The 211-nt window shown below is 57.3% G+C and carries 1 pseudogene; it reads left to right on the forward strand.

Going from position 1 to position 211, the window contains the following annotated elements:
• Window positions 1–211: pseudogene (locus JW499_RS22350) on the forward strand (hypothetical protein); the annotation flags it as partial.

The following is a 211-nucleotide window of genomic DNA, read 5'->3' on the forward strand; positions in this document are numbered from 1 at the left end:
GAGTTCGACTGCTATCTGGTCAGCAGCCCCAGCCATCAGGGTATACTCAGCTATCAGCTGCATCTGGTGCACCGCTATCATCGTTACTTCGACAGCATCCCCCTGCACGGTTTCAGCACCAGCCAGCAACCGGAGGAGCTTGAACGGATCTGGAACCTGATCCAGCGCTATATGGACACCAGCCAGCCAATGCCCGATATCCCGGAGCTGG

This window comes from Amphritea pacifica (genome assembly GCF_016924145.1).
Classification (GTDB): Bacteria; Pseudomonadota; Gammaproteobacteria; order Pseudomonadales; family Balneatricaceae; genus Amphritea; species Amphritea pacifica.